Annotated in this window: 5 protein-coding genes and 2 pseudogenes; 3 read left to right on the forward strand and 4 right to left on the reverse strand. The window is 72.2% G+C overall.

From position 1 onward, the window contains the following. Position 1: 1 nt before the first annotated feature. Positions 2-242, reverse strand: a pseudogene (locus tag MCHUDSM44219_RS30595) (CNNM domain-containing protein); the annotation flags it as partial. A gap of 365 nt (positions 243-607) precedes the next feature. Here MCHUDSM44219_RS30595 and MCHUDSM44219_RS00220 point away from each other — a divergent pair. The 3 genes from MCHUDSM44219_RS00220 to MCHUDSM44219_RS00230 are packed head-to-tail and all read left to right on the forward strand — an operon-like array spanning position 608 to position 4,258. Further along, on the forward strand, positions 608-1,666 hold the full coding sequence (locus tag MCHUDSM44219_RS00220) for an iron ABC transporter substrate-binding protein (protein ID WP_048416217.1): 1,059 nt from the start codon (positions 608-610) through the stop codon (positions 1,664-1,666). A 2-nt stretch (positions 1,667-1,668) separates the two neighbouring features. Next, positions 1,669-3,207, forward strand: a complete 1,539-nt coding sequence (locus MCHUDSM44219_RS00225; RefSeq protein ID WP_048416208.1) for an ABC transporter permease — start codon at positions 1,669-1,671, stop codon at positions 3,205-3,207. Continuing rightward, positions 3,200-4,258, forward strand: a complete 1,059-nt coding sequence (locus tag MCHUDSM44219_RS00230; RefSeq protein WP_048416209.1) for an ABC transporter ATP-binding protein — start codon at positions 3,200-3,202, stop codon at positions 4,256-4,258. The genes MCHUDSM44219_RS00225 and MCHUDSM44219_RS00230 overlap by 8 nt, the downstream gene beginning before the upstream one ends. On the opposite strand, the gene MCHUDSM44219_RS00235 is transcribed toward MCHUDSM44219_RS00230, so the two are convergent. From MCHUDSM44219_RS00235 to MCHUDSM44219_RS28600, 3 genes and pseudogenes are all read right to left on the reverse strand, one after another. Further along, positions 4,211-5,641, reverse strand: a complete 1,431-nt coding sequence (locus MCHUDSM44219_RS00235) for a GuaB1 family IMP dehydrogenase-related protein (RefSeq protein WP_048416210.1) — start codon at positions 5,639-5,641, stop codon at positions 4,211-4,213. The two genes, MCHUDSM44219_RS00230 and MCHUDSM44219_RS00235, sit on opposite strands and share 48 nt — an antisense overlap. A 23-nt stretch (positions 5,642-5,664) precedes the next feature. Next, a complete protein-coding gene (gene gndA / locus MCHUDSM44219_RS00240) occupies positions 5,665-7,125 on the reverse strand; it encodes an NADP-dependent phosphogluconate dehydrogenase (protein WP_048416211.1) in 1,461 nt (486 codons plus the stop codon). Positions 7,126-7,190: 65 nt separating this feature from the next. Continuing rightward, positions 7,191-7,366 (reverse strand): annotated as a pseudogene (locus tag MCHUDSM44219_RS28600) (M56 family metallopeptidase); the annotation flags it as partial.

Genomic DNA, 7,366 nt, shown 5'->3' on the forward strand with positions numbered 1-7,366 from the left:
NCACTGGGTGGGTTCGCGATCGGAGCGGCCGCGGCGGGCTCGGCGAGGAAACCGGTGGCCAGCGTCGTGATCGAGATCCCGACCTGGGCTCCGGACAGTTGGGTGGACAGGGTCTTGTGGGCGCGCTGGACGAGCTGATCGCGCCGGTTGCCCGAGCGCGCATTGGATTCGACGGTGCTGCGTTCCAGCGCGGTCAGCGAGAACTCCGCGGCGACGAACACCGCGGTGCCGGCGGTCAGCATGACGATGGCCAGCAGCGACAGCAGGGACGTGACGGCGGTCAACGGAGCGCTCCGGGAACGGCAGCGGGGGAGGCGCCGGGCTCGAGGCCCGGCGGACTAGAGGAGGGTTCGGCCTCGACGGGCTCGTGGTCGGGCTGCTCGGCGAGCGTGGCCGGCGCGGATGGGCCTCCATCCAGTGCCTGCGGCACCTGATCCCTTTCGCCTGAGTGACAGATCCGCTGAGTGACAGCGTGACAACACATGCTAGCCGAAGTGTGGGCCGCGTCCCGCCGCGGCGAGCGTTTAGTAAGCCTAACCTCACGCGATGGTAGGTTGCAGATCACGATCAACGAAAGGCGGACTGCACCCTCATGCCCCTGAAGTCGATGTCAGCGCCCTCCCCGGAGACCTCCCCCAGGCGGTTCTCGGTCTCCCGCTGGGCCGGCGCGTTCGGAGCCGTCGCCGCCCTGGTGGCGCTGTCGGCGTGCGGTTCGGAGACGCGCACCGACGACGCCGACAAGGTCGTCGTGTACTCGGGCCGCAGCGAGGAACTGGTCGCGCCGCTGCTCAAGCAGTTCACCGCCGATACCGGAATCGAAGTCGAGACCCGCTACGCCGGTTCGGGCGAGATCGCCGCGCAGCTGATCACCGAGGGCGACAAGTCCCCGGCCGACGTGTTCCTCTCCCAGGACGCCGGGGCCCTCGGCGCGGTGTCGAAGGCGGGGCTGCTGGCGCCGGTCGACGCCGAGACGCTGAGCGCGGTTCCCGCCGCATACGCCGCCGCCGACGGCACCTGGGTGGGGGTGTCGGGCCGGGCCAGGGTGGTCGTCTACAACCCCACGCTGGCCCCCGCGCCGCCGGACACCATCGACGGTCTGCTCGCCCCGCAGTGGAAGGGCAAGATCGGCTTCGCACCGAGCAACGCGTCGTGGCAGGCGTTCGTCACGGGACTGCGGGTGGTGCGCGGCGAGGACGGCGCCGCGCAGTGGCTGCGCGCGTTCAAGGCCCAGGACCCCAAGGCATTCGAGAACAACGTCGCGGTTCGTGACGCGGTGGACTCCGGCCAGATCCCGCTGGGTCTGGTCAACCACTACTACCTCTACGAACTGATCAACGCCAAGGGCGCCGACGCGGTGACGGCGCAGAACAAGTTCATGGCGGCCGGCGACCCCGGCGGCCTGGTGAACGTCGCCGGTGTCGGCGTGCTGAAGGCGGCACCGAATCCCGAAGGCGCGCAAGCGTTTGCGGCCTACCTGGTGGGCGAGTCGGCGCAGCGGTACTTCGCCGAGGAGACCGCGGAGTACCCGCTGGCGGCCGGCGTGGCCCCGGCCGCGGAGATGCCGCCGCTGAGCGACCTGCGTCCGCCCGCCGTCGACCTGTCCCAGCTCGACGACATCGAGACGACGCAGGAGCTGCTCGTCGAAACCGGCCTGCTGACCAACTGAGGGTGGCCGGTTCGGTCCGGACGGCGCGGCAGATCAGGCCGCCGGCGCTGCTGGTGCTGCCGGCCGCCCTGGTGGCCGCGGCGACGCTGATTCCGCTGGTGTACCTCGGCGACCGGGCGCTGTCGCGCGGCTGGTCGGCGGTGGTGGCCGAGGTGGTGCAGCCGCGCACCGCGGCTCTGGTCGGCCGGTCGCTGCTGCTCGTGGTGACGGTCACCGCGGCGTGCGTGCTGCTCGGAGTGACACTGGCGGTGCTGCTCACCCGGACCGACATCCCGGGCCGGCGGATCTGGAGTGTCGCGCTGACGCTGCCGCTGGCCATGCCGAGCTATCTGCTGGCCTACCTGTGGGTGTCGGCGGTGCCGTCGGTGGCGGGTTTCTGGGGCGCGGTGCTGGTGCTGACGCTGGTCAGCTATCCGCTGGTGCTGCTGACCACCACGGCGGCGCTGGCCCGGGTCGATCCGGCGCAGGAGGAGGTGGCCCGCTCGCTGGGCCGGGGCGGCTGGGCGGTGCTGTTCGGGGTGACGCTGCGGCAGGCGCGCGCCGCGATCGCCGCGGGCGCCCTGCTCGTGGCGCTGTACGTCCTCAGCGATTTCGGCGCGGTGGCGGCGATGCGCTTCGAGGCGTTCACCTGGGTGATCTACGGCGCCTACCGGTCTGGGTTCAACCCGTCGCGGGCGGCGGTTCTGTCGCTGGTGCTGATGGTGTTCGCGGTGGCGCTGGTCGCCGCCGAACACTTGGTCCGGGGCCGCGCCGCGGCGTCGCGGGTCGGGTCGGGGGCGCCGCGGCCGGCGCCACGCAACCGGCTCGGGGGGTGGACCGGGGTGGCGCTGGCGGTGCCGGTCGCCGTGCTCGCGGCCGCGGTGCTGGTGCCCGGGGCGGCACTCGTGGATTGGCTCGCGACGGCCGGCCCACGCTGGGATCCGGGTCTGTGGCTGGCCGCCCTCGGGTCGACGCTGTGGTTGTCGGGGGCGGCCGCGCTCGTCTCGACCGTTGCCGCGCTGCCGCTGGGGGTGCTGGCCGCCCGTCACCGCGACCGCGCGACGCGGGCGCTGGAGGGCGCCAGCTACGTCGCGCACGGCCTGCCGGCGATCGTCATCGCGATCTCGATGGTGTCGCTCGGGGTGCTGCTGCTGCGGCCGATCTATCAGCGCGAACCGCTGCTGATCCTGGCCTACACGGTGCTGTTCGTGCCGCTGGCGGTCGGTTCGGTGCGGGCCGCGGTGGAGTCGGCGCCGATCCGGCTCGAGGAGGTCGCCCGGTCGCTGGGCCGCACACCGGTGCGGGCGTTCACCGCGGTGACCGCCCGGGTCGCACTGCCCGGCATCGCAGCCGGCGCCGCGATGGTGCTGCTGACGTGCATGAAGGAGTTGCCGGTGACGCTTCTGCTGCACCCGACGGGGACGGACACGCTGGCCACCCGCCTGTGGGGATACAGCTCGGTCAGCGACTACGCGGCCGCCGCACCGTATGCGGCGGCGCTGCTGGTGTTCGCGGCCGTTCCCACCGCGCTGCTCGGCGCGTGGAGTGTGCGCAGTGACTGAGCCGGTCGCCGGGGTCGCCGCGCACGGCATCCACAAGGCGTTCGGCGACCGGCAGGTGCTCGCCGGAGCCGACCTGGTGGTGCCCCCGGGCTCCATGACCGCGGTGCTCGGCCCATCGGGGTGCGGCAAGACCACTCTGCTGCGGATCGTGGCCGGCTTCACCGATCCCGACGCAGGCACCGTCCGGATCGGCGGAGAACTCGTCGCGGGCGGGCCGGCGCCGGTGCCCGTGCACCGCCGCCGGGTGGGGCTGATGCCCCAGGAGGGGGCGCTGTTCCCGCACTTGAGCGTCGGCGCCAACGTCGCGTTCGGCATGCCGCGCGGTGGCCGAGTCGACGAGTGGCTCGAGGTGGTGGGCCTGGAGGGGCTGGCCGACGCGCGTCCGCACGAGATCTCCGGTGGCCAGCAGCAGCGGGTCGCGCTGGCGCGTGCGTTGGCCGCCCGGCCGCGGGTGCTGCTGCTCGACGAACCGTTCGCCGCGCTTGACGCGGGTCTGCGCATCCGGGTCCGGGAGGACATCGCGACGATCCTGCGCGACACCGGCACGACGGCGGTGCTGGTCACCCACGATCAGGCCGAAGCGCTGTCACTCGCCGACGCGGTGGCCCTGCTCATCGACGGGACGGTGGCCCAGCAGGGCAGCCCCGCCGACCTGTACGAGCGGCCGGCCAGCCTGGCGGCGGCCCGGTTCGTCGGCGCCACCGTGGAGGTGACTGGCGCGGCCTCGGCGGGCGTGGTGCAGACCGCGCTGGGCCGGCTGCGCCCGCGGGTGGCGGTGGCTGACGGCGCCGCGACGGTGGTGCTGCGCCCGGAGCAGTTGCGCATCGGCGCCGACGGGGTGCCGGCCCGCGTCACCGCGTGCCGGTTCTACGGCGCGGACACCGCGGTGGAGCTGGTGCTCTCCGACGGCACCGCGATCCGCATGCGGCACCCGGGGCGGCTCGATCTGGCCGCCGACAGCGCGGTCAGCGTGGAAGTGGCCGGCGACGTGCTGGCCTATGCCTCACCAGCCGGCGGGCAGCGGATGCCCCTCGGCGAACCCGGCCGCTGACTGCACGCCGAGCACCACCTTCTCGTGCAGTTCGGGCAGCGTCGCCGCGCCGACGTAGGTGCAGGTGCTGCGCACCCCGGAGGTGATGTGGTCGAGCAGGTCCTCGACACCGCCGCGCACCGGATCGAGGTTCATCCGCGACGTCGAGATGCCTTCCTCGAACAGCGCCTTGCGGGCCCGGTCGAACGCGCTGTCGGCGGCGGTCCGGGCGGCCACGGCGCGCTTGGAGGCCATGCCGTAGCTCTCCTTGAACGGCTGGTTGTCGCGGTCGTGCAGCAGGTCGCCGGGGGACTCGTAGGTGCCGGCGAACCAGGACCCGATCATCACGTTCGACGCTCCGGCCGCCAGCGCGAGCGCCACGTCGCGGGGGTGTCGCACCCCGCCGTCGGCCCAGACATGCCCACCGAGTTCCCTTGCCGCTGCGGCACACTCGACGACGGCGGAGAACTGCGGGCGGCCCACGCCGGTCATCATCCGGGTGGTGCACATGGCGCCGGGGCCCACGCCGACCTTGACGATCGAGGCGCCGGCGGTGATCAGGTCGCGGGTGCCCTCGGCCGAGACCACGTTGCCCGCGGCCAACGGCACCCCGAGATCCAGGGCGGCCACGGCGGCGATCGCGTCGAGCATCTTGGCCTGGTGGCCGTGCGCGGTGTCGATGACCAGCAGGTCCGCCCCCGCCTCGACCAGGTCGCGGGCCTTGGCGGCGACGTCGCCGTTGATGCCGACCGCGGCGGCGATGCGCAGCCGTCCGCGGTCGTCGAGTGCGGGGGTGTAGATGCCGGCACGTATGGCGCCGGTGCGGGTGAGCACGCCCGCGAGCCCGCCGTCGGCCTCGGTGAGCACGGCAACCGCCACCGGCGCGTGCTCGAGCAGGTCGAACACCTTGCGCGGGTCGGTACCCACCGGCGCGGTGACGAAGTCCCGGACGGCGACGTCGCGGACCCGGGTGAAGCGGTCCACGCCGCTGCACACCGACTCGGTGACCAGGCCGATCGGGCGGTTGCCGTCCACCACGACGGCGGCGCCGTGGGCGCGCTTGTTGATCAGCGCGCACGCATCGGACACCGAGTCGTCCGGCGACAGGGTCACCGGGGTGTCGACGACGGTGTCCCGGCTCTTGACGAAGTCGACGGTGTGCTGCACCGCGGCCGCCGGAAGGTCCTGCGGCAGCACCACGATGCCCCCGCGACGGGCGACGGTCTCGGCCATCCGGCGGCCGGCGACCGCGGTCATGTTGGCCACCACCACCGGGATCGTCGTGCCCGACCCGTCGACCGTGGACAGGTCCACGTCGAAGCGGGAGGTCACCTGCGAGCGGCCCGGCACGATGAAGACGTCGTTGTAGGTCAGGTCGTACGGCGGGTCATCGAGGAACTTCACGCCCCGAGTCTAGTGGCGCAGGGTCAGGCCTCGATCTCGCTGCGGTCGCCGCTCCACAGCGTGTGGAAGCGCTTGGCCGGGTCGCTGTCGGTGCGGCCGTAGGTGTGGGCGCCGAAGAAGTCCCGCAGCCCCTGGGTCAGCGCGGCGGGCAGCCGCTCGGTGCGCAGGGCGTCGTAGTAGGACAGCGCGGAGGCGAAGCCCGGGATCGGGATGCCGAGTTCGGTGGCGGTCACCACGACGCGACGCCAGCTGTCGATGCCGGCTTCGATGGCCTCCCGGAAGTACGGCGCGGAGATCAGCGTCGGCAGGTCGGGGTTCTCGTCGAACGCCTCCGTGATCCGGTTGAGGAACTTGGCGCGGATGATGCAGCCGCCCCGCCAGATCCTCGCCATGTCACCGGGGGCGATGTTCCAGTCGTACTCGTTACTGCCGGCCTGGATCTGGTTGAAACCCTGCGCGTAGGCGATGATCTTCGAGGCGTAGAGCGCCTTGCTCACGTCGTCGACGAATTGGGTTGCGTCGCTGGGCTTGTCGCCGAGCTCGCCGGAGGCCAGACCGGTGGTGGCCTTGCGCTGGGCGACCGAACCCGACAGCGCGCGGGCGAACACAGCCTCGGCGATGCCGGTCACCGGGACACCCAGGTCGAGGGCGGACTTCACCGTCCAGCGGCCGGTGCCCTTCTGCTCGGCTTCGTCGAGGATGACGTCGACCAGCGGTTTGCCGGTCTTCTCGTCGGTCTGGCGCAGCACCTGTGCGGTGATCTCGATGAGGAAGCTGTCGAGGTCGCCGGTGTTCCACTCGGCGAAGATGTCGGCGATCTCGGGGGCGGTCTTGCCCAGCCCGTCGCGCAGCAACTGGTAGGCCTCGCCGATGAGCTGCATGTCGGAGTACTCGATGCCGTTGTGCACCATCTTGACGAAGTGACCGGCGCCGTCGGGGCCGATGTGGGTGCAGCACGGCACGCCGTCGACGTGCGCGGAGATCTCCTCGAGCAGCGGCCCGAGGCTCTCGTAGGACTCGGCGGGCCCGCCGGGCATGATCGACGGCCCGTTGAGGGCGCCCTCCTCGCCGCCGGAGATGCCGGCGCCGACGAAGTGCAGTCCGCGCTCGCGGATGGCCTTCTCACGGCGGATGGTGTCGGTGTAGAGCGCGTTGCCGCCGTCGATGATGATGTCGCCTTCTTCCATCGCGTCGGCGAGCTCGTTGATCACCGCGTCGGTCGGATCACCGGCTTTGACCATGATGATCACCCGCCGCGGCTTCTCCAGCGCGTCGAGGAATTCGGCGATGGTCTCGCTGCGCACGAACTTCCCGTCGGAGCCGTGCTCGGCCAGCAGCGCGTCGGTCTTGGCGATCGAGCGGTTGTGCAGTGCCACGGTGTAGCCGTGCCGGGCGAAGTTGCGCGCGAGGTTCGACCCCATGACCGCGAGGCCGGTGACGCCGATCTGCGCGGTACCGGTGGTGGAAGTGGCGGAGTCGGTCATGCGGACAGCCTTTCGTTGTGCGGTTGTGGGGGATCGGGCAGAGCTCGAGGGCATCCAGAGGGCATCTAGAGGGCACTGAACAGGCGGTGCAGCTCGGTCAGCCAGGGCACCGCCAGCGCGACGGTCGGCAGCACCAGCACCGTCGCGGCGCAGACGTAGGCGCACGCGGCGACGGTGCGGCTGTTCGGCGCGCCGCCGAGCCGGCGCACCCGCACCACCGTGGTGGGCCCGCCCGCCGCCA

The organism is Mycolicibacterium chubuense, assembly GCF_001044255.1.
GTDB lineage: Bacteria > Actinomycetota > Actinomycetes > Mycobacteriales > Mycobacteriaceae > Mycobacterium > Mycobacterium chubuense.

Bases quoted from the DNA above. Each gene is read 5' to 3' on its own strand.
- MCHUDSM44219_RS00220 (WP_048416217.1), top strand. From the start codon at position 608: ATGTCAGCGCCCTCCCCGGAGACCTCCCCCAGGCGGTTCTCGGTCTCC.
- gndA (WP_048416211.1), bottom strand. From the start codon at position 7,125: ATGACCGACTCCGCCACTTCCACCACCGGTACCGCGCAGATCGGCGTC.